Here is a 20,031-nt window from a genome sequence, read left to right on the forward strand (position 1 = left end):
CGACCAGGTGATGGTGATGAACAAGGGCGAGGTGGTGGAGCAGGCGGACGCGGACCAGATCTACCGCGCGCCGCGGGAGAGCTATACCCGCAAGCTGTTGGAGTCCATTCCGCAGGGCTGGGTGGGGATGGCGCCGGCCTAAATCCGCGTTTGTCTCAGCTAAGAACCGCCGGTCTCCCGGCGGTTTTTTTTGCTCCGGCGAAAAAATGCGGCGCGGCGGGAATAAACCGCGCAGCTCATCCGTATACCCCGTACTGGACGCCGAATGGTCGGCGGTTTCGTCAGGATGGAATGCCGCGGCGCGCGGGGCCTTGAGATTGGGGCCGGAAGCCGCCGCGTGTTCTACAACGGGAGGGATTTACGATGAAAACATGGATGGCGGTGGCGCTGATGGCGCTGAGCGCGGGAGCGTTGGCCGGAGAAGCGGCGTCGCTGCGCGACGGCGCGCTGGTGGACGCGCAAGGCATGACGCTGTATGTCTTCGACAAGGACGCGGCCGGCAGCGGCCGCAGCGTGTGCAATCAGGCTTGCGCGGCGTTGTGGCCGCCCTTGCTGGTAGCGGCGGGCGACAGCGCGCCGGCGGGTTTCAGCCAGATCCGCCGCGACGACGGCCAGGCGCAATGGGCGTATCAAGGTAAACCCTTGTACCGCTTCGCCAAGGACGGCAAGCCGGGCGAGCGCGCTGGCGATGGCTTCAAGGAGGTTTGGCATGTGGCGCGTTAACACGCGGGCCGCGCTGCTGCTGGCGGCGCTGTCGATGCCCTTGGCCTGGGCGCAGGACCCGGCGGCTTTCGATCCGCAGATCCGCAACAACACGCTGGCGGTCAACCCGGCGGAAACGCTGGCGCTGGCCGGCAACAGTTCCCGCGGCACGCTGCTGGCTTACGATCTGCGCGCCGGCAAGCTGCTGCGCGAACTGCCGGGCTTCGTCACGCCGCGCAATATCGTGTTTGCTCCGGACGGGGAGCGCTTCTACGTGTCGGACAGCAGCAAGGGCGTGGTGGAGCGCTGGCACGCGGGCAGCTGGACGTGGGAAGCCAGCCTGGCCATCGGGCCGGGGGCTTTCGGCACCGCGCTGAACCGGGACGGCAGCCGGCTCTACGTCAATAATCAGGCCGCCGGCAGCCTGACCGTGGTCAATCTGCCGCAATGGAAGGTGGAAAAAGTGCTGACCGGTTTCGCTCAGCCGCGCCAGGGCATCAAGGTGTCGCCGAACGGCGGCACCGTGTTCGTCACCAACTTCCTGGGCGACAAGATCACCCTGGTGGACGCGGCCAAGCTGGAGGCTCGCGCCGAGGTGGGCGGCTTCGACAAGCTGCGCGCCATCTCCGTCAGCGGCGACGGTAATAGCCTGTTCGCCGCCAATAGCGGCGCGGATACCTTGTCCTGGGTGGATGTGCCCAGCCGCACCGTGATCAAGACGGTGAAAGTGGGGCAGGAGCCTTACGGCGCGGCCTTGCGACCGGACGGGCGTTTCTTGTATTCCGGCAACCTCAAGGGCAACTCGCTGACCGTGGTGGCCTTGCCGGCGTTCAAGGCGGTGGGCGAAATCACCGGCTTCAGCGGGCCGCGCCAGGCCATCAGCTTCAGCCGCGACAGCGCCAAGGCCTGGGTATTGAACGAAGATCTGGGCATTGCGGAGGTGGATTTGGCGCGCAAGGCCATTGTCCGGGTACTGGCCCCGGTCGCTGGATGAGCGAGGCCGCCCAACAGCGCTTCCACCGGCTGCTGGTGGACAGCATTCCGCGCCTGCGGCGTTATGCCCGCGCCCTGGTGTTCGATCAGGGCGCGGCGGACGATCTGGTGCAGGACACGCTGGAGCAAGCCTGGCGCAAGTGGTGGCAATGGCGGGACGACCGCGACTTGCGCCCCTGGCTGTTCGGCATCATGCATCGGCAGCACATCGACGACTTCCGCCGCTACGGCGCCAGGCGGCAGCCGCTGGCGGAGGACATGGACGAACTGACGGTGGACGCGCCGCAGGAGCGCGGCCTGGCGCTGCGCGAACTGGCGGCCAACCTGGCGCGGCTGCCGGATGAGCAACGCGCGGTGCTGTTGCTGCTGGCGCTGGAAGACATGAGTTATCAGCAGATCGCCGCGACGCTGGAGATTCCGCTGGGCACGGTGATGTCGCGGCTAAGCCGCGGCCGCGAACGCTTGCGCGGCTTGATGGAGGCGGGCGCCGCGCCGGTCGCCGGGGGAGGAAGATGATGGAAACGGTCACGGAACAGGAATTGCAGGCTTATCTGGACGACGCCTTGCCGCTGGAGCGGCGCGCGGCGGTGGAAGCCTATTTGGAAACCAATCCGGAGGCGCGGGAACGGCTGCGGACTTACCGTCGCTTGCAGGAAGATATCGGCGCCTTGTTCGAGCCGGCCTTGCTGGAACCCGTCCCGCCGCGCCTGCTGGCCGCCGCGCTGCCGCCGCCGCAGCGAGGGTGGCGGGTGCAATGGTGGCAGGGCGCGGCCGCGTCCTTGTTGATGCTGGTCTTAGGCGGCGGCGGCGGCTGGTTGCTGCGCGACCAGTTGCAAGCGCCGGCTGCGCAGTGGGTCGCGGCGGCGGATAGCCAGGAGCCTTTGCCGCGCTTGGCGGCGATGGCGCATGTGGTGTACAGCCCGGACGTGAAGCGGCCGGTGGAGATCGACGCCGAGCATCAGGACCAGTTGGTGGCCTGGCTGTCCAAGCGCCTGCAAAGCCGGGTCAAGCCGCCGTTGCTGAGCGCGCAGGGCTATGAGCTGATTGGCGGCCGGCTGCTGCCGGGCGAACAAGGGCCGGTGGCACAATTCATGTACCACAACGCCGCCGGCCAGCGCATGACCTTGTACGTGGCCACCACCGCCGCGCCGCGTCGCGACGCCGGCTTCCGCTTCGCCAGCCAGGGGCCGGTGAATGTTTTCTACTGGTGGGATGGCCGCTTCGCCTACGCCTTGTCCGCGGGGCTGGGCCAGGCGGAGCTGGGACGTCTGGCGGAGGCGGCGCAACGCCAGTTGCGGGCTTCCTGAGGGGGCATCAGAGCTGCGTGCCCAGCGCCAATAAAAATCGGGCCGCGCATTGGGTTCGCTCCGATAGTTGCCGGCTTTTTTCATACACCACCGTCAAGGGCGCGCCTTCTGTCTGGTAGTCCTTGAGCACGGGGACGAGCCGGCCTTCTTGCACCGCGTTTGCGAGCACATAGTAGGGCGCCTGGATGATGCCTTGCCCATCTTGCGCCATTGCGAGCAAGACCGCCGCATGGTCCGTAGCCAGCGGGCCTTCGGGACGATGCCGGAATTGTTGCCGGTCGCGGATAAAGGTCCAGTGCCTGAACTGGCCGCTATTGGCCATGATGTAAGGCAGGCAGGCGTGCTTAGCCAATTCCTCTGGATGAGCCGGCTCCCCGCGGCGTTGCAGATAGCTGGGCGCGGCGGCGGTTAAAAAACGATGAGGCGGAAGCGGGCGGGCAAGCAGCCGGGAGTCGGGAACCTCGCCTAGCAGCACCGCCAAGTCAAAGCGCTCCGCGGTCATGTCGACATGGCGATCCGTCAGTATCAGCTCCACCTCCAAGCCCGGGTAGGCCGTCAACCAATCATGCAACGCGGGCGCCACGACATATTGACCAAAGCTTACTGGCACGCTCAGGCGCAGCTTGCCTTGCAGCACAGGGGAGGGGCCGGCGAGGGTACTGCGCGCATCCTCTACCGTGGTCAAACTGTGGCGGCAAGCGTTGAAGAAAACTTCGCCATCACTGGTCAAGGCGATATGGCGGGGGGAGCGATGGAACAGACGGACGCCTAACTCGGCTTCCAGCCGGGCAATGGCCTTGCTGACGGCGGGCTGACTGATTCTCAGCATTCGCGCGGCGCGAGTGAAATTTCCCGCCTCGGCGGTGCGCACAAAGGTGGTGATGTCGCTAAAGGGGTCTGATTTCATGATGAATTTAGATCATGATAACTATGATTTTTTACATCTTATTATAACTTTTCTGCCGGGATATAGTGGCGATCGTTGATGAACATATCGTGGGAGAAACGTGATGCTACAGCCGATCAAACGTGTTTTTTCCGGCCTGGCCCTGCTGTCGTCGATTGTTGCCGGCGGCAGCATGGCGGGCGGAGTGGCGGAGGCTTCCGGGGAACAAATGAAGCGAGAAGGGCTGACGAAGCCGTTGCCGCCAAGCTCGGGGAAAGCCGCCTTATTGATGGTGGAGTTTGTCAACGAATGGCTGGCTCCCGATGGCAAGCTGCGGGGCTTGATGCAGGATCAGGAGCTTTTCAGCCAGTCTCAAATCGCCGCGCAACGGGCGTTGGCGGCAGCCCGGCAGGCGGGCATGCCGGTGATTCACGCAAGCTTGCAGTTATCCTCCGACTATCGCGAATTAGGGCGCGTCGCATTCGGCCTGCGTGGCGCGATTCCCAGGGCGGGAACCTGGCAGCGACAGCACCGGGGCTGGCAGTTCTACCCGCCTTTTGCTCCGCGGCCAAACGAGTTTGTCGTCAGCGGCCGGGCCGGGGCCAGCGCGTTCGCCGCGTCCGACCTGGACAATTATCTGCGAGGACAAGGCATCAGCCGCTTGTATCTGGCGGGGTACGCGACTCAGGTGTGCATTGAGTCAACCCTGCGAGCCGCCCATGACCTGGGCTACGAGCCGGTGGTGCTGGCCGAAGCCACCGCGGCGTTCAACGCCGCTCAGCAGCAGTACTTCCTGAATGACATTGTTCATCATTTTGGCTGGGCCGTATCGACAGAGGACTTCATCGCGAACCATGCCGCCGCGTCTGAGAGCAAATCATCGTTGTTCGCCGTTGTTGATTCAGAGGGGCTGCCGGAGGCGATGCTGCGGTCCGTGCAAGTGCCGGGAGCGAAGATTCCGGGCGTCTCGAGCGCGGTAGGCGTTGAGAGCGGAAGGCTGTTGCTGCTGTCCGGCCAAGTTCCTGTCGCTGGCGACGGGACGATTGCGACAACGTTGAAAGAACAGCTGGAACAGGTGTTTCTCAATATGGACGCCACGTTGAGGCAGGGCGGAAGCGGCTGGAAGGATGTGGCCAGGATGACTATCTATGTCAAAGACTACCGCCCGGAATGGCTGGCGACGATACGTGAAGTGCGGGACCGCTGGTTGCAGAGTCATGAACCGGCCAGCGCCCTGATTGGGGTTCAGGCGCTGTTTCGGCCGGAGGTTCAAGTGGAAATCGACGCCATCGCGGTGCGGGGAGCGCCGCCTCCGCAAGCCGCGTCGCCGGGCAGCGTCTGAGCGGCCGCGCCGCGCTGGCGCCATGAACCGCGTAAAAAAACGCCGACGGTTTGCCCCGGCGGCGTTGTCTTTGGACGGCTGGCCTAAGCTCAGGCCGCGTCGTCCACCCAGCGGATGGCCTGGGTCGGCACCGCCTTGTTTTCCGTCACGATCTGCAGGGCCAGTCCGCCGCAGGAGGTTTCACGGTACTTGGCGTCCATGTCCTTGCCGGTTTCGTACATGGCGGCGATCACCTTGTCCAGCGAGACCTTGGGGCTGCTGACGCGGTGCATGGCCATGCGCGCGGCGTTGATGGCCTTGACCGCGGCGATGGCGTTGCGCTCGATGCAGGGAATTTGCACCTGGCCGCCCACCGGGTCGCAAGTCAGGCCCAGGTTGTGCTCCATGGCGATTTCCGCCGCCATGCACACCTGGGACGGGCTGCCGCCCATCAGCTCGGTCAGGCCGGCCGCGGCCATGGAACAAGCCACGCCCACCTCGCCCTGACAGCCCACTTCCGCGCCGGAGATAGACGCGTTGAGCTTGAACAGGCAGCCGATGGCGCCGGAAGACAGGAAGAAGCGCAGGCAGCTGTCCTCGTCCAGCGGCTGGATGAAGTGGTTGTAGTAGGCCAGCACCGCCGGCACGATGCCGCAGGCGCCGTTGGTGGGCGCGGTGACCACGCGGCCGCCGGCCGCGTTTTCTTCCGACATCGCCATCGCGTACATATTGACCCAGTCCATCACGCTCATCGGGTCTTTGGCCACTTGCAGCGAGCTGGTCAGCATCCGGTGCAGCGCAGGCGCGCGGCGCGGAATCCGCATCGGGCCGGGCAGATTGCCCTCGGTGCGCATGCCGCGGTCTATGCTGGTCTTCATCACATCCCACACCTTGGCGAAGTGGGTCTGGACATCCTTGACCTCATGGAAGGCCTTTTCGTTTTCCATCACCAGCGCGGAGATGGACAGGCCGGTTTCCTCGCACATATCCATCATCTGCTGCGCGCTGAGGAAGTGATAAGGCACCGGGGTGTCGCTGCAGGAGCTCTGATTGAAATGCTCCTCGTCCACGATGAAGCCGCCGCCGATCGAATAGTAAGTCTTGGTCAGCACGCACTCGTCGCCAACAAAGGCGTGGATCTGCATGCCGTTTTCGTGCATAGGCAGATTGGCGGTGTGGAAATCCATGTCGAAGCCCACGCGCTGATGGGTGCGGCCCAGCGTCAGCTGGCGGGTTTTTTCCACATCGGCGATCAGGGCCGGAGTTTGTTCCGGGTCCACGGTGTCAGGCAGATTGCCGGCCAGGCCCAGGATGATGGCGTGGTCGGTGCAATGGCCCTTGCCGGTCAGGGCCAGCGAGCCGTAGCAATCGACGTGAACATGGGTGACTTGGTTGAAGCGGCCGGTTTCCTTGAGCGAGCCCAGGAACTGGTGGCCGGCCTTCATCGGACCGACGGTGTGAGAGCTGGAGGGACCGACGCCGATTTTGTAGATATCAGTCATGCTGAACATGATTGGTTACCTCTTGGTGATGCTGAGGAACCCGGCCGGCCGTGACCGGCCGGGCTGTCAGAGGAGTGCGATCAGGCGAACAGATCGTAGAAGATGGCGGAGATGGCGATCAGGCCGATCAGAACCACAAAGATGTTGCTGGCGGCGCCGGAGTATTTCTTCATGGCCGGCACTTTGGCGATGGCGTACATCGGCATCAGGAACAGCAGCATCGCGATGACCGGGCCGCCCAGGGTTTCGATCATGCCCAGGATGCTGGGGTTGAAAGTGGCCACGGCCCAAGTGGTGATGATCATGAACACGGCGGTGAAGCGGTCCAGCTTGGCGGTCTCGATGGACTTGCCGTTCTGGCGCAGCTGCTTGATCACCAGGCCGTTGAAGCCTTCTTTGGCGCCCAGGTAGTGACCCAGGAAGGACTTGCTGATGGCGACGATGGCGATCAGCGGAGCCACCCATTCAATCACCGGGTTGCGGAAGTGGTTGGCCAGGTAGGACAGGATGGAAATGTTCTGCGCTTTGGCTGCGGCCAGGTCCGCCGGGGACAGGCTGAATACACAGCTGAACACGAAGAACATCACCGACAGCACCATCATGACGTGAGCGCGGATCAGCACGCGGCCGGCGGTCGGCTCGGCGGCGTCGCCATGCAGCTTCTGCTGGTCAACCGAGAAGGACGAGATGATGGGCGAGTGGTTGAAGGAGAACACCATTACCGGGATGGCCAGCCACAGCGTTTTGTAGAACGCGCCGTGGGACAGGGCGTCGCCCAGGCTGCCGGCTTGCTGGATGGCCGCGCCGTTCCATTCCGGAATCAGGTACAGGGCCAGCAGCATCAGGCAGGCGACAAACGGGTACACCAGCACGCTCATGGCCTTGACGATCATCTTCTCGCCCAGGCGCACGATGGCCATCAGACCCAGAATCAGGATCAGCGACAGGATGGCGCGCGGCGGAGCGGACACGCCCAGCTGGTTGACCATGAAGGACTGCACGGTGTTGGTGATGGCCACGCTGTACACCAACAGAATGGGGTAGATGGCGAAGAAGTACAGCAGGGTGATCAGCTTGCCGGCGCCCACGCCGAAGTGCTCTTCCACCACTTCAGTGATGTCCGCGCCCGGCTTGGAGCTGGACAGTACGAAACGGGTCAGGCCGCGGTGAGCGAAGAAGGTCAGCGGCAGGGCCAGCAGCGCCATGACGATCAGCGGCCACAGGCCGCCGATGCCGGCGTTGATGGGCAGGAACAGGGTGCCGGCGCCAATGGCGGTGCCGTACAGGCCCAGCATCCAGACGGTATCTTGCTTGCTCCAAGAGGAAGCGCCTGATTTGGGCAGGGGGGTGGAAACGGCTTGAGACATGATATTGGCCTTCATAAAAGACAAATGGGGTAATCGTTTTGACGCGTCGCTTGGCGGCGCGCCGTTTTCATCTCTTGCTAGACTTTTGGTCAGTAGCTGGAACCGCTGATTAGTGATTGCCGGCTTTCATTGATGTGCATGGTATAGGCAGTTGTACTGCGGTGGTTACACATTTCAGAACATCAGTTGATTCTAATCAACTTTATTTTGAAGCAAAACGAACATCCGAACAAATACTATTTAGAACCCATGACTTACAGATAACATGATGAATTCGTTTTATTGGCATTAAATTGCGCAAAACTGTAGCTGTAGAAAGATTGTTTCAAGAAATATCGCTTCATTTGAAAAGATGCCAATTTTCGTTTTGCTTTGCTTTCGTGTTGCTTTGCTTTTCATGTCTGAATGGATTCGAGCGGCCTGGTGTCGCAAAATCGCCGTCCCCGCACTTTGTTCGAGCTAGTTTCATCATTTTTGAACACTTCGTTGGCATATCCTGTGCCGAGGGCAGGCCATGGCCCCTTGGCGTACATGGTCTTGGCTTGTAGTCGTGTTGTGATTTGTAACTTCATGAATAACAAGGAGTATATTGGTTTTTTGGCGGGGTTGGCTGGCTTGGGGAGGGGAACGCGCAAGCCGAAGGGCGGCCTGCGCCGCGCCAGGGAGGCCGCTATATCAGCATGGGGCTCGGCGCTGCTGCAAGTATCAAAATATGAAATTCGAGACCAAATTTGTTTTCGAAAACGAACAAAAATATTTCAAAACGAACATAATTTGATTGTTTTCAAACATGACTACGGCTTTCAAACGTTTGTTTTCTTGTTATCCATATGATTTTCAAGGTGTTTTTTCATGTTTGTTATCGCGCCTTTCCTGCGTCTGGCGGTGCCTGGGCGGAAAGAGCGAGGGTGTGGCGGGATCTCGGCTAGTCAAAATGCATGCGACTGGTGCGCGGCTTGCAAGCTGTGAATCCGCCCGCGCAACGGAAAGACCTAGGTTTGATGGTTATCAAACAAGAATGAAGCATTCCGAACATAAAATTTTCGTGAACCAACAATCCGTGCACCCGTTCGCGTGGGAACCAACCACCTCGGCGGCCAACAAACGCATTGCAGGAACTGGGCCTAAGCCGGCGTTTTCGCCGCCAAGCCTTAGAGACGGCAGAGTCAGTTGATAGGCTTCCTAATAAGGTTGACCCGCGCGCCAGCGGCTCTGCGCAAGCTCGCGAAATGAAAAACATGAACCACGCCTCCACACTCGCCTACGTCGCGGCCGAAGCCGCCTCCAAACAGACCGTGTTGCGACAACACCCCGGGCGCTACCTATTAAGCGCCGGCATGGCCGGCGCGCTGATCGCCGTGGTGCTCAGCGTCAGCCTGAAGCTGGGCCAGGTCTTCTTCGCCGTCGGCTCCCCCGGCTACTACATCGCCGTGGCCGGCTTCTTCGGCGTGGCCCTGGTCAGCATCATCGTCTGCAAGCTGGAGCTGTTCACCAGCAATGTGATGTACTTCAGCGTGGGCGTGCTCAGCGGCGACTGCCGCGTGTGCAACCTGCTGCGCAGCTGGGCCATGGTCTACCTGGGCAACCTGCTGGGGGTGTTGCTGTTCACCGCGGTGTTCGCCGGCGCCGGCGGCATGGGCAGCCTGCCGGCCGACCACCTGTTGTTCAACGTGGCCGCGCATAAGGTGCACGCCGGCGGCTGGGAAATCTTCTGGAAGGGCGCGCTGTGCAACTGGGTGATCTGTCTGGCGGTGTGGGTGCCGCTGCGCATGGCCGGCGACGCCGCCAAGATGCTGATGATCCTGCTGCTGGTCTTCGTGTTCTTCTTCTCCGGTTTTGAACACAGCATCGCCAATATGGCCTTCTTCTCGCTGGCCCTGCTGCACGGCATGCAAGGCCTGGACGCCGCCGCCATCCTGCACAATATGATTCCGGCCACCCTGGGCAATATCGCCGGCGGCGCGCTGGGCGTGGGTCTGGTGGTCTACCTGCTGGAGCGTCACACCCTGCCGGCGCGGCGCGAAGCCGCAAAACCGGCCGCGACGGCGCTCGGAACCAGTGTTTGATGTTCGTTTTCGAATGTAATGCGCCGGCTACAATGCCGGCGTATTGATGTGGTTTTGCATGGCATTGAAAATAAAGCGTTTTTTATGGGTTTTTGCCGGCGTGGCGGCCGTGGCGGCCACCGCGTTTTAGTCTGCGGCAGTTGATCTTTATCAAACGATTTTTTTCGAAACCGAATGTACAATATGTTCAGTACACAACATTTACTGATAGTTACTAGGAGGCACACATGGATGCTCTGAATCGTGACGCGACTCAAGCCAACCCCTGGCGCGATTTCACCGGTGGTGAATGGCAAAGCAAGGTGGATGTCCGCAACTTCATCCAGCTGAACTACAAGCCGTTTGAAGGCGACGCCAGTTTCCTGGCTCCCGCCACCGCGCGCACTCAAAAGCTGTGGGACACCCTGAGCGAGTTGCTGAAAGAAGAACGCGCCCGTGGCGTGCTGGACGTAGCTGCGGACCGCGGCAGCTCCATCACTGCGCATGACGCCGGCTACATCGACCAAGCCAGCGAAGTCATCGTCGGCCTGCAAACCGACGCTCCGCTCAAGCGTGCCATCATGCCCAACGGCGGCCTGCGCATGGTTGAGAACGGCCTGGAAGCCTTCGGCTTCAAGCTGGACCCGGTCATCAAGGACGTGTGGACCCACTATCGCAAGAGCCACAACCAGGGCGTGTTCGACACCTACACCCCGGACATCATGGCCGCGCGCAAATCCGGCGTGATCACCGGCCTGCCGGACGCCTACGGCCGCGGCCGCATCATCGGCGACTACCGCCGCGTGGCCCTGTACGGCACTGACTTCCTGCGCGCCGAACGCCAAAAAGTATTCCATGAGCTGGACGACGCCGTTTTCAATGAAGACGTGCTGCGTCTGCGTGAAGAACTGTCGGAACAATTCCGCGCGCTGGACGAACTGAAGCAGATGGCCGCCAAATACGGCTTCGACATCAGCCGCCCGGCCGTCAACGCCCGCGAAGCGGTGCAGTGGACCTACTTTGCCTACCTGGCCGCCGTGAAAGAACAAAACGGCGCCGCCATGTCCTTCGGCCGCGTCGCCACCTTCCTGGACGTCTACATCGAACGCGATCTGGCCTCCGGCGCGCTGACTGAAGACCAAGCCCAGGAAATGATCGACGACCTGGTGATCAAGCTGCGCATCGTGCGCTTCCTGCGCACCCCGGAATATGACCAACTGTTCTCCGGCGACCCGACCTGGGTCACCGAATCCATCGGCGGCATGGGCGAAGACGGCCGCACCCTGGTGAGCAAGAGCAGCTTCCGCTTCCTCAACACCCTGTACAACCTGGGCCCGGCGCCGGAACCCAACCTGACCGTGTTGTGGTCCACCCAGCTGCCGCGCGGCTTCAAAGACTTCTGCGCCAAAGTGTCCATCGACACCAGCTCCATCCAGTACGAAAACGACGACCTGATGCGTCCGCACTGGGGCGACGACTACGGCATCGCCTGCTGCGTGTCCGCGATGCGCATCGGCAAGCAAATGCAGTTCTTCGGCGCCCGCGCCAACCTGGCCAAAGCCATGCTCTACGCCATCAACGGCGGCGTGGATGAAAAATCCGGCGTGCAAGTGGCCAAGGGCTTCGAGCCGATCAAGAGCGACGTGCTGACCTACGAAGAACTGATGCCCAAGTTCGACCTGCTGATGGACTGGCTGGCCGCCACTTATGTCAAGGCGCTGAACTGCATCCACTACATGCACGACAAATACGCCTACGAACGCATCGAAATGGCGCTGCACGACCGCGACATCCTGCGCACCATGGCTTGCGGCATCGCCGGCCTGTCCGTGGCCGCCGACTCCCTGTCCGCCATCAAGTACGCCAAAGTGCACATCATCCGCAACGAAGCGGGCCTGGCGGTGGACTACAAGATCGAAGGCGACTACCCGGCTTACGGCAACAACGACGACCGCGCCGACAGCATCGCGGTATGGCTGACCGAAACCTTCATGGAGAAGATCAAGGCCCAGCCGCACTTCTACCGCAACGCCATGCCGACTCAATCCGTGCTCACCATCACCTCCAACGTGGTGTACGGCAAGAAAACCGGCAACACCCCGTGCGGCCGCCGCGCCGGCGAACCGTTCGCCCCGGGCGCCAACCCGATGAACGGCCGCGACGTGAAAGGCTTTGTCGCCGCAGGCGCATCGGTAGCCAAGCTGCCGTACGAAGCCGCGCTGGACGGCATCAGCTGGACCGCCTCCGCCACCCCGGACGCACTGGGCCATAGCGAAGAAGAACGCGTTGCCAACCTGGCCAACTGCCTGGACGGCTTCTCCGACGCCGGCGGTTTCCACGTCAACGTCAACGTGTTCAAGCGCGAAACCCTGATGGACGCGATGGAACATCCGGAGCTGTACCCGCAACTGACCATCCGCGTGTCCGGCTATGCGGTGAACTTCGTCAAGCTGACGCGCGAGCAACAGCTGGACGTGATCAACCGCACCTTCCACGGCAGCATGTAAGCCTCACGCCGCTGGCCACCGCGACGGCCAGCCGGCACAACGCAAAGCCTCCCTTAGGGGAGGCTTTTTTATGCGCGGCTGTTTTGGATCAGGGCTGCGGAAAATGCCGGAAGGCGATGGTGGGGGTGGGGCGGATTGACTGCGGGATCAAGAAGGAATAGGGCTGTTGATGGGTTGCAGACGGGTTGCGGGCCGCCATGTCCCAGCCTCAATCGCTTCTCTGTTCCTTGATTCGCTTCCGGTGAGCGGCAACCTTGGCGCGGTTGCCGCAAAGCGCCATGCTGCACCATCGGCGCGCATGCCTTCGCGTGTGGTCGACAAACATCAAGGTGCATCGGGGGCCTTCGCACGCTTTCACATGGGTGAAGTCTTCTTCGCAGACAAGCCGGGCCAAGGCTTCTGCTATCGGCATCAGTAGAGACTCGGCTGAATGCCAGCATCGATCCACGCGCAATTCGAAGGTCGTGCCGCCATCGGCTGCTTTAGGAACAATTTCGCGATGCTGCGCGTCTTGCCTGAGTAGTTGATTCAAAGGCTCTAGTTCGTGCAAATCCTCGGCGACCAATGGCCGTCCTTTCCGCTTGCGGGCGAAATCCTTGAACCAGGAACGCAACTGGCGCGCCTTCTCCGCCGCCTCGTTGAGTTCGGTCGGCGCATACCGGCTTCGCATCGTCTCAAGCACCTCGGCAGGAACCAGGCCCGCCTGACTAAGCCAGGCCAGCAGACCTTTGCCATCACTGATCCAGTCTATCGCCTCGCCCCCAGGGGTTGCCTCCGAATTCAGAAAGTCCAGTCCAGTCGCGTCAGCGATGAATATTGCAGGGGTTTGACGGTAGTCCATCGCTTTATGGCGGTTGTGAAGTAAAGACACTGAAAAGTAACCCTTTACCTTAAATTTGACAAGTTACAAAAAAGAGAAGTAACCTATGTTTGCGCTTTTAATAGGTTACGTGCTGGTTCTGGCAGGCACCCTCTGCCGGCAGCGGCAGCTCACTTGACTTATCGGAAAGGAAACTTATGACTTCTATTGCCTATCGTTACGCTGACGTAGACGGCGTCAAAGTGTTCTATCGCGAAGCGGGGAGGCTGCATGCTCCAAAACTGCTGCTTCTGCACGGTTTTCCCAGCTCGAGCCACATGTTCCGCGACCTGATCCCCAAGCTCGCAGAGCATTTTCATATCGTTGCGCCAGACCTGCCCGGCTTTGGGCAATCAGACATGCCGAGCCGCGATGTCTTTGCTTATACCTTCGACAAGCTAGCCAAAGTGATTGAGCGTTTTACTGAGGGCATTGGTTTTGACCGCTTTGCAATGTATGTCTTCGACTATGGCGCGCCCACGGGCTTTCGACTTGCGCTGGCGCATCCCGAGCGGATCGCGGCGATCATCTCGCAAAACGGCAATGCTTATGAGGAAGGATTGAGCGAGAACTGGAACCCGATCCGCGCGTACTGGCAAGAAGCTTCGAGCGCCAATCGCGAGGCCCTTCGTGAGCTGCTCGCCCATGAAACGACCGTCTGGCAATACACGCATGGCGTTCATGATGCAACTCGCGTGTCGCCGGATGGCTACTCGCTCGACGACTTCTATCTGAGCCGTCCCGGAGCTGCCGAGGTTCAGCTCGATCTGTTCGGCGACTATCGCAGCAACGTCGAGCTTTACCCCGCGTTCCAACAATATTTCCGTGCTTATCAGCCCCCCTTCCTCGCCGTATGGGGGAAGAATGATCCCTTCTTCTTGCCGGCGGGCGCCGAGGCATTCCGGCGCGACATGCCGGGTGCAGTGGTGCGTTTCTTCGATACAGGGCATTTCGCGCTGGAAACACACGCCGGCGAGATTGCCGCAGCCATTTCTGAGTTCCTTGTCCGCTGAAGCGAGGAGCCTTACGGGCAAGGGAGCTAGCTCGGTCAAGCATTAGGCAATGCTCCCGGCAAGCAAACCCCGGCTAAAGCCGGGGTTCGTTCTGCCAGAATTCTTCTCTGTCCGCCGTACCGCGCTGTTTTCCAGGGAGGGCGATATGGTGTTTCTCCTGCATGACCACGATAAACCACCTGTTAGACGCACCTTCCATGGCAGCAAGTAAGCCTGACGCCGCTGGCAACCGCGACGGCCAGCCGGCATAGCGCCAAGCCTCCCCTAGGGGAGGCTTTTTTTATGCGTGGCTGTTTTGGATCAATGCCGCAAAAAATGCCCATGTGCTATAAAGTGGTTTCATTTATACGTCATTCTCTCTGAGCGCCTGCAAAACCCAAGCGCGCCGGAGGAGGGGGCCATGCACAAAAACACCATCTGCCTGTGGTACGACGGCGACGCCGAAGACGCCGCGCGCTTCTACGCCGCCACCTTCCCGGATAGCCGCGTCGGGGCGGTGCTGCGCGCGCCCGGCGATTACCCGGCCGGCAAGGAGGGCGATGTACTGACCGTGGCATTCACCGTGTTGGGCATCCCGTGTCTGGGCCTCAACGGCGGCTCCACCTTCAAACACAGCGAAGCCTTCTCCTTCCAAGTCGCCACCGAAGACCAGGCCGAAACCGACCGCCTGTGGCAAGCCATCGTCGGCAACGGCGGCCAGGCCAGCGCTTGCGGCTGGTGCAAGGATAAGTGGGGCCTGAGCTGGCAAATCACCCCGCGCGTGTTGACCGAGGCGCTGGCCGATCCGGACCGGGCCGCCGCCAAGCGGGTGTTCGACGCGATGATGGGGATGGTGAAGATTGATATTGCGGGGATTGAGAAGGCGAGGAGGTTGGGCTAGTGGAATGTATATTTTTAGGTGAGTGGTAGCTATCAATGACTAGGAGTGGATGAATAATATTGCTACTTCAAAGTAGTAGTTCCCTGTCTTGTGATTTAAGGTTGATAACTGATTAAAATGTTTGTGATCTCATTTTTATGATTTTTAATTGGCTTATCTGTTTTTAAGAACTTATTTAATATTTGTTTCTTGTAGAGAGTTCACATGAGTGCACTAGATTATCTGCTCAAGTATGTTAGGACTGGAACGGCGGAGGGTGATCGATCATTTCTTGCTCAGATATTCATTACCCCGACACAGTTCTCTCAGTTGTGTGCTATTGAACCTGGTGGAATGAGAGTTCTTGTCGGAAATAAAGGGGTTGGGAAAAGCGCAGTCGTTGAATGGATTGATAAAGTGGCTAAGGCGAAAAATCTTCCCTGCTTGCTGATTCGTCCTGATAATATTTCTTCTAGAGAAATGCCGTCATCTCCAGACATTGGGTCCTTAAAGCGATTCTATTATGAGGTTCTTCTCAGAACAGTTGGGGCTCAAATTGGGGCTCAATTGAAAGGCCTGCTGAAGGGGGATGCTGCAAGGTTGCATAATGAGGCACGCCAACAAGGAATTGTGGAAGATGATTTTATTCAAAAATCTCTTGAGCTTATTTCTGCGGTTGCATTGCCAGTTTCTAAGATTAATGGTGTTCAACTGGCGAAGGACCTTGCGGGTGTTAACTCCCCTGATGCGTTGATTAAGGCGATTGGTTCTCAGCTTTTATCATCTGGTAATGTTTTTTATTTACTTATTGATGATACGGATCAGTTGGCTGCCCCTGATCAACCTGCTCATCTGAATAGAATCTGGGCGTTATTGTTGGCTGTGAGAAGGCTTACAGGGGAGTGTAGTGCTGTTAGGGCAATTGTAAGCCTTCGCTCAAGTGTTTGGACTCGGTTGACTAGTGAAAGTCAAGGTCAGAGGGATCAAACTGATCATATACGTGGACTTGTTATTCCGCTCTTGGCTGATGATGCGCAGATGCAGAATATTATTAGAAAGCGTATGGAAAAAGCCGCATGGGATGCGGTAAAAAAACAGTGTGATCCTTATCCTATTTTTTTTAACGGTTCGACTGTAACGCTGCCTTCTAGTAAGGAAACACGATCTTGGGATTCATTTATTTTAAAATCAGCACGTGAGCGTCCTCGAGATGCTATTCAACTTATTAAAAATATGGTTGATATGGCGCAGCAGGGGAACTCTTCCCTTATAGGTAGTCAAGAGGCGGCGTTGGCAATGAAAGTTTATTCGTCAGAGCGGGTTGATGATGTGGCAAATGAGTTTTCGTTAGATTGTAAAAGTATTCGTGAGATTATTAATACATTTGCAGATGTCGATTTTGAGTCGGATTTTGAGGTGCTTAGGCGCCACCTTTTGACGGTTCCAAGTATTTCTTCTATTCAGATTCGTGGTATGGTATTGAGGCCCGATGTTGATGAGGATGCCATTGCGATATTGAGGTTGCTGCATGAGACGGGTTTTATAAATCCACGTGTTGTTGATAATACAAAGCCTCGTGGGTTTCGTCATATTCTATTTCATGATGATTCAAATTTTGTGAAACTGGCAAATTGGAATTCTATGCAGGGGGCAAGGTGGGAGGTTCATCCTGCGTTTAGAACGTACTTAATTGGAGTTAAGCAAGCTCAATTGGCAAGGCTGCCTCCTGCAAAGTAGCCAAGTGAACTCAGTGTCTAAGTTGTGATTTTTTTGGGTAGGGCAATGTGATGAAATGATTGAAAGTCATTTCATTTAATTACTGTTAGTTCCTTGTATGTGACTACGAGCCTTTTTGTCAGAATAGTCTTACTCAATGATGACTAAAACCCCGGCTTAAGCCGGGGTTCCTTCTTCCTTACTTCTTCTCTATCCGCCGCACTGAGCGGTTTTCCATGGTTTTGCGTTTGACCTGCGCCTGCTGCTGGCGGTGCAGTTCGTCAACATGCTCGAACACGTCCACCTTGCGCGCGGCCAGCGTGAGCATGGCTTCCAGATAGTTGAAGAAGCCCACCCGGAAGCCGCGTTGCTCCGGCTTGCGGAAGTCGATGTCGCGGGTGATGCGCGCCAGCAGGCTTTGGCCGCGATAGCCGGGATTGTCCTTCAGCCATTGGACGAAGTGGGCGCCGCATTCGCGGCCGTAGGCGCAGTCGGCGGCGTAGTCCGGGTGCGCGGCCGGCATGTGCCAGTAATCGGCTTGCGGCCGTCCCGGGCGTCGGGACACGAAGGGGAGCAGGGCTTCGCGCGCTTCCATCGAGGCTTGGCGGTAGCGACGGCGAGCGGGAAAGGTTTTCGACATGGTGTTTCTCCTGCGGTGACACAAGATAAACCACCTGCCAGATATAGACGGGAGTTGGCAGGCGCGAGGCAGGATTGGCATTTCCGGTAACAACCAACCGGCGAGCGCGGAGCGCTCCCCCACCACGAGCCTGCCGATTTTGGCGCAGCCATGGAGAAATACGGGCCTATGCGGTAACGCATATGTCCGTTGGTTGTTAATTGCGAGATGCCAATCCCGGTGCCGTGAATAACAGCACCCGGCGATTGTTACCGAGTGGGCCGGCAGGGTCAAGCCAGCGGGGGCGCGGGTGGGCGGCCTGATTTTGTCCGGGATTTGAATGTCATGATTCTGCTGCGTTGCGGTATACTTCACTGCCCATTTCATCACTTTATTTTTGAACCTGTTTACGTTCTCATGAGCAAGAGCGAGACCAGGCGAAACCGGCTGAGGAAGCGGAATGTACTCGTGGTATATGAGCATTCCAAAGCGGTACTCACCGTGTCACCTCTCATGCAGCGCAGCAGATCGCAAACAGGTTCTTAAGACAGGGCATTTCTCATGACCACAGTCTCTCTCCCTCCGGAAGCGGTGGGCAGCGCTTTCTCCCTGGATAAAATGATCGCCGCCCGCGACAAGACCATGGCGGCGGTGCGGCGCATCGCCGCGCAGATCCGCCCCGGCATGACCGAACAGCAGGCCAAGGATTTGGCCAAGGCGGAGCTGGAAAGCATGGGCATGGACCGCATTTGGCACGGCATCATCGTCCGCTTTGGCCGCAGCACGCTGAAAATCTTCAAGCAGCAGATCGACCCGGACAATGTGCTGCTGGACGACGACATCTTCTTCATTGATCTGGGCATAGTCTGGGACGGCCACGAGGGCGACGCCGGCGATACCTTCACCACCGGCGACAATGCGTGCAAGCAGGCCTGTGCCGAGGCGGCGCGCCAGCTGTGGCGGGAGGTGGCGGACAAGTGGCGGCGTGAGCGGCTGGCCGGCCCGGGCTTGTACCAGTACGCGGCGGAGCGCGCCGAGGCAATGGGCTGGCGGCTGAACCTGGACATCAAGGGCCACCGGGTGTCGGACTTTCCACACTCCATCTACAAGGCCGGCAGCCTGGGTGATTTCGCCCAATGTCCGGATACCGGTTTGTGGATTCTGGAAATCCAGATTGCCGATCCGTCCGGCGAGTTTGGCGCTTTCTATGAAGACTTGCTGGTGAGCGAGGGCTGATCAATAACGGGCGGCGACGAGCCGCCCGCCCGGCAAGCACTCAATGCAGCAGAAAGCCCTGGCCTATCAAGTCGTCGGCTTCCAGCGACCAGCTGGCCTTGCCGCTGTAGTGGGCGCGTCCGGCCACGCGCACCGTCACCGCGTCATGGCCCGGCAGCTGGGTTTGGCCGAGCACCGTGCCGTTGAACAGCGCCCCGGTCAGGCTTTTGAATTCACAGGTTTCTCCAGGCGCTACCAGCCCCTTGGCGTGTCGGATGGCCATGCGCGCGGTGACGCCGGAGCCGGTGGGGCTGCGGTCGACTTCGGCGTCGGCAAAGACGCAGACATTGCTGCTGCAGCCATCAGCGGCCCGGTCGCGGCCATCGGTGAGGATGCTGCCGTACAAGAAGCTCAGGTCGTCGGCGCTGGGGTGGCGCACGGCGATGGTGTCGCGCACCGCCTGGGTCAGCGCGGAGGCGGCGTCCACCAGGTCGCGCAGGCGGCCATCCAGCGACACGCCCAGTTTTTCGGCGGCCACTACCGCATAGAAGGCGCCGCCGTAGCCGATATCCACGACCACTTCGCCGATGCCCGGCACGGTGACGGGCAGGTCCAGGGCAAAGGCGAAGGCGGGCACGCTTTCGAATTGCACGGCGCCGGCCTTGCCATTCTTGATTTCCACCAAGGCTTCCACCAGGCCGCATGGGCATTCGATGCCCACCCGCGTCAGCGGCGCGACGGCGGGCACTTTGCCGCTGTCCACTGCAAAGCGGGCCAGCGCGATCACGGCATGCCCGCACATGGTGCTGTAGCCTTCGTTGTGGGTGAACAGCACGGCGAGGTCCGCGTTTGGCATGGAGGGCTGCACCAGCACCGCGCCATACATATCGTAATGGCCGCGCGGCTCGTGCATGAGCAGGCGGCGCACGGGGTCCAGGCGCTCGCTCATGAAGCGGCGTTTTGCCAGGATGTCCGCTCCCTGAATCATGTCGATAAGGTTGAGCGCGATGCGCACCGGCTCGCCGCCAGTGTGCATTTCCACGGTGTCGATGACAAAATCCGCAGGCAAGGGGTTCATGCTGTTCACTCCTCCTGTTGTTCACGCGGTGCGATGGAGCAC

At 59.7% G+C, this 20,031-nt stretch carries 18 protein-coding genes; 12 read left to right on the plus strand and 6 right to left on the minus strand.

Annotated elements, in window-relative coordinates:
* Positions 1–363: 363 nt before the first annotated feature.
* From JW897_RS22920 to JW897_RS22935, 4 genes are read left to right on the plus strand one after another with little or no spacing between them, the layout of a single operon-like run.
* Positions 364–723, plus strand: coding sequence for a COG4315 family predicted lipoprotein (locus tag JW897_RS22920; protein WP_205467776.1), 360 nt, complete (start codon positions 364–366; stop codon positions 721–723).
* The gene (locus JW897_RS22925; protein WP_240352346.1) at positions 710–1,696 is read left to right on the plus strand and encodes a YncE family protein; all 987 of its coding nucleotides are present in this window, start codon (positions 710–712) and stop codon (positions 1,694–1,696) included. Before JW897_RS22920 ends, JW897_RS22925 begins: the two co-directional genes overlap by 14 nt.
* A complete protein-coding gene (locus JW897_RS22930; protein WP_205467777.1) occupies positions 1,693–2,211 on the plus strand; it encodes an RNA polymerase sigma factor in 519 nt (172 codons plus the stop codon). The genes JW897_RS22925 and JW897_RS22930 overlap by 4 nt, the downstream gene beginning before the upstream one ends.
* Positions 2,208–3,002, plus strand: coding sequence for an anti-sigma factor family protein (locus JW897_RS22935; protein ID WP_205467778.1), 795 nt, complete (start codon positions 2,208–2,210; stop codon positions 3,000–3,002). Before JW897_RS22930 ends, JW897_RS22935 begins: the two co-directional genes overlap by 4 nt.
* A gap of 7 nt (positions 3,003–3,009) precedes the next feature.
* Here the strand turns inward: JW897_RS22935 and JW897_RS22940 are convergent, their stop codons facing one another.
* Entirely contained in the window at positions 3,010–3,909 is a 900-nt protein-coding gene (locus tag JW897_RS22940; RefSeq protein WP_205467779.1) for a LysR family transcriptional regulator, read from the minus strand.
* 103 nt (positions 3,910–4,012) lie between these two features.
* On the opposite strand from JW897_RS22940, the gene JW897_RS22945 reads away from it, so the two are divergent.
* Positions 4,013–5,230, plus strand: a complete 1,218-nt coding sequence (locus tag JW897_RS22945) for an isochorismatase family protein (RefSeq protein WP_205467780.1) — start codon at positions 4,013–4,015, stop codon at positions 5,228–5,230.
* Between the two features lie 89 nt (positions 5,231–5,319).
* Here JW897_RS22945 and JW897_RS22950 read toward each other — a convergent pair whose 3' ends face one another.
* Complete coding sequence (locus tag JW897_RS22950; protein WP_420837274.1) at positions 5,320–6,711, minus strand: L-serine ammonia-lyase; 1,392 nt, start codon at positions 6,709–6,711, stop codon at positions 5,320–5,322.
* A gap of 80 nt (positions 6,712–6,791) precedes the next feature.
* The gene (locus JW897_RS22955) at positions 6,792–8,078 is read right to left on the minus strand and encodes an HAAAP family serine/threonine permease (RefSeq protein WP_048415888.1); all 1,287 of its coding nucleotides are present in this window, start codon (positions 8,076–8,078) and stop codon (positions 6,792–6,794) included.
* Between the two features lie 570 nt (positions 8,079–8,648).
* Here JW897_RS22955 and JW897_RS22960 point away from each other — a divergent pair.
* The 3 genes from JW897_RS22960 (at position 8,649) to pflB (ending at position 12,630) form a co-directional block, all read left to right on the plus strand.
* Positions 8,649–8,912, plus strand: coding sequence for a hypothetical protein (locus JW897_RS22960; RefSeq protein ID WP_205467782.1), 264 nt, complete (start codon positions 8,649–8,651; stop codon positions 8,910–8,912).
* A gap of 404 nt (positions 8,913–9,316) precedes the next feature.
* Complete coding sequence (locus JW897_RS22965; RefSeq protein ID WP_019102857.1) at positions 9,317–10,144, plus strand: formate/nitrite transporter family protein; 828 nt, start codon at positions 9,317–9,319, stop codon at positions 10,142–10,144.
* Positions 10,145–10,371: 227 nt separating this feature from the next.
* Positions 10,372–12,630: a formate C-acetyltransferase gene (gene pflB / locus JW897_RS22970; protein ID WP_205467783.1), complete on the plus strand. Its 2,259-nt coding sequence runs from the start codon at positions 10,372–10,374 to the stop codon at positions 12,628–12,630.
* Between the two features lie 208 nt (positions 12,631–12,838).
* Here pflB and JW897_RS22975 read toward each other — a convergent pair whose 3' ends face one another.
* On the minus strand, positions 12,839–13,471 hold the full coding sequence (locus tag JW897_RS22975) for a CGNR zinc finger domain-containing protein (protein WP_205467784.1): 633 nt from the start codon (positions 13,469–13,471) through the stop codon (positions 12,839–12,841).
* Positions 13,472–13,647: 176 nt separating this feature from the next.
* On the opposite strand from JW897_RS22975, the gene JW897_RS22980 reads away from it, so the two are divergent.
* From JW897_RS22980 to JW897_RS22990, 3 genes are all read left to right on the plus strand, one after another.
* Positions 13,648–14,502 carry an alpha/beta fold hydrolase gene (locus tag JW897_RS22980; RefSeq protein ID WP_205467785.1) on the plus strand — a complete coding sequence of 285 codons (855 nt, stop codon included), beginning with the start codon at positions 13,648–13,650 and terminating at the stop codon, positions 14,500–14,502.
* 400 nt (positions 14,503–14,902) lie between these two features.
* Positions 14,903–15,382 (plus strand): VOC family protein, encoded by a 480-nt coding sequence (locus JW897_RS22985; protein WP_205467786.1) that lies wholly within the window; start codon positions 14,903–14,905, stop codon positions 15,380–15,382.
* A gap of 204 nt (positions 15,383–15,586) precedes the next feature.
* Positions 15,587–17,098 carry a P-loop ATPase, Sll1717 family gene (locus JW897_RS22990; protein ID WP_205467787.1) on the plus strand — a complete coding sequence of 504 codons (1,512 nt, stop codon included), beginning with the start codon at positions 15,587–15,589 and terminating at the stop codon, positions 17,096–17,098.
* 178 nt (positions 17,099–17,276) lie between these two features.
* Here JW897_RS22990 and JW897_RS22995 read toward each other — a convergent pair whose 3' ends face one another.
* Positions 17,277–17,717 (minus strand): hypothetical protein, encoded by a 441-nt coding sequence (locus tag JW897_RS22995; protein WP_205467788.1) that lies wholly within the window; start codon positions 17,715–17,717, stop codon positions 17,277–17,279.
* A gap of 540 nt (positions 17,718–18,257) precedes the next feature.
* Here JW897_RS22995 and JW897_RS23000 point away from each other — a divergent pair.
* On the plus strand, positions 18,258–18,932 hold the full coding sequence (locus JW897_RS23000; protein WP_205467789.1) for a M24 family metallopeptidase: 675 nt from the start codon (positions 18,258–18,260) through the stop codon (positions 18,930–18,932).
* 40 nt (positions 18,933–18,972) lie between these two features.
* Here the strand turns inward: JW897_RS23000 and JW897_RS23005 are convergent, their stop codons facing one another.
* Entirely contained in the window at positions 18,973–19,989 is a 1,017-nt protein-coding gene (locus JW897_RS23005) for a proline racemase family protein (protein ID WP_205467790.1), read from the minus strand.
* Positions 19,990–20,031 lie beyond the last annotated feature (42 nt).

Origin of the sequence: Chromobacterium alkanivorans, assembly GCF_016937655.1 — a bacterium.
In the GTDB taxonomy this organism is placed as follows: Bacteria; Pseudomonadota; Gammaproteobacteria; order Burkholderiales; family Chromobacteriaceae; genus Chromobacterium; species Chromobacterium alkanivorans.

What these genes read in the sequence shown, in the direction of transcription:
- JW897_RS22920 (WP_205467776.1), top strand. Translation starts at nt 364, where the DNA reads ATGAAAACATGGATGGCGGTGGCGCTGATGGCGCTGAGCGCGGGAGCG.
- JW897_RS22925 (WP_240352346.1), top strand. Translation starts at nt 710, where the DNA reads ATGTGGCGCGTTAACACGCGGGCCGCGCTGCTGCTGGCGGCGCTGTCG.
- JW897_RS22930 (WP_205467777.1), top strand. Translation starts at nt 1,693, where the DNA reads ATGAGCGAGGCCGCCCAACAGCGCTTCCACCGGCTGCTGGTGGACAGC.
- JW897_RS22935 (WP_205467778.1), top strand. Translation starts at nt 2,208, where the DNA reads ATGATGGAAACGGTCACGGAACAGGAATTGCAGGCTTATCTGGACGAC.
- JW897_RS22940 (WP_205467779.1), bottom strand. Translation starts at nt 3,909, where the DNA reads ATGAAATCAGACCCCTTTAGCGACATCACCACCTTTGTGCGCACCGCC.
- JW897_RS22945 (WP_205467780.1), top strand. Translation starts at nt 4,013, where the DNA reads ATGCTACAGCCGATCAAACGTGTTTTTTCCGGCCTGGCCCTGCTGTCG.
- JW897_RS22950 (WP_420837274.1), bottom strand. Translation starts at nt 6,711, where the DNA reads ATGACTGATATCTACAAAATCGGCGTCGGTCCCTCCAGCTCTCACACC.
- JW897_RS22955 (WP_048415888.1), bottom strand. Translation starts at nt 8,078, where the DNA reads ATGTCTCAAGCCGTTTCCACCCCCCTGCCCAAATCAGGCGCTTCCTCT.
- JW897_RS22960 (WP_205467782.1), top strand. Translation starts at nt 8,649, where the DNA reads ATGAATAACAAGGAGTATATTGGTTTTTTGGCGGGGTTGGCTGGCTTG.
- JW897_RS22965 (WP_019102857.1), top strand. Translation starts at nt 9,317, where the DNA reads ATGAACCACGCCTCCACACTCGCCTACGTCGCGGCCGAAGCCGCCTCC.
- pflB (WP_205467783.1), top strand. Translation starts at nt 10,372, where the DNA reads ATGGATGCTCTGAATCGTGACGCGACTCAAGCCAACCCCTGGCGCGAT.
- JW897_RS22975 (WP_205467784.1), bottom strand. Translation starts at nt 13,471, where the DNA reads ATGGACTACCGTCAAACCCCTGCAATATTCATCGCTGACGCGACTGGA.
- JW897_RS22980 (WP_205467785.1), top strand. Translation starts at nt 13,648, where the DNA reads ATGACTTCTATTGCCTATCGTTACGCTGACGTAGACGGCGTCAAAGTG.
- JW897_RS22985 (WP_205467786.1), top strand. Translation starts at nt 14,903, where the DNA reads ATGCACAAAAACACCATCTGCCTGTGGTACGACGGCGACGCCGAAGAC.
- JW897_RS22990 (WP_205467787.1), top strand. Translation starts at nt 15,587, where the DNA reads ATGAGTGCACTAGATTATCTGCTCAAGTATGTTAGGACTGGAACGGCG.
- JW897_RS22995 (WP_205467788.1), bottom strand. Translation starts at nt 17,717, where the DNA reads ATGTCGAAAACCTTTCCCGCTCGCCGTCGCTACCGCCAAGCCTCGATG.
- JW897_RS23000 (WP_205467789.1), top strand. Translation starts at nt 18,258, where the DNA reads ATGACCACAGTCTCTCTCCCTCCGGAAGCGGTGGGCAGCGCTTTCTCC.
- JW897_RS23005 (WP_205467790.1), bottom strand. Translation starts at nt 19,989, where the DNA reads ATGAACCCCTTGCCTGCGGATTTTGTCATCGACACCGTGGAAATGCAC.